This window comes from Collinsella sp. AM12-1 (assembly GCF_003472325.1).
Lineage (GTDB): Bacteria > Actinomycetota > Coriobacteriia > Coriobacteriales > Coriobacteriaceae > Collinsella.
The window spans coordinates 1-333 of sequence record NZ_QRLS01000018.1; the positions used below are offsets into that span (position 1 = coordinate 1).

1 rRNA gene is annotated in these 333 nt (G+C 71.8%); it reads left to right on the plus strand.

Annotated features, from left to right (window positions below):
• The first annotated feature begins 163 nt into the window (after positions 1–163).
• Positions 164–279 (plus strand): 5S ribosomal RNA (gene rrf, locus DW136_RS08350).
• Positions 280–333 lie beyond the last annotated feature (54 nt).

The window sequence follows — 333 nt, forward strand, 5'->3', positions numbered from 1 at the left end:
GCCCGAGCTCTTCCGGAACCGCACCTCGCGGCCCGCGGGACATGCGCTCATGCGCGGTCCGGGCACGAGGATGCCCCCGAGTCAGACCTTTCCTATGCGCCATGCGGCCCCCAGGGCACGTGAGTAGACACCCGGACACCGTAACGGTGGGCGCCGCCCACCGGTCAGCGGCCAGAGCATGGGGGGCACGCCCGGTCCCGTTCCGAACCCGGAAGCTAAGCCCCATCGCGCCGAGAGTACTGCGGGGTGAGCCCGTGGGAGGCCAGGGCGCCGCTGACCGGTGGACGGCACCGAGCCGTCAACGAAACTGAAGAAGGGGGAGGCCTCGCGGCC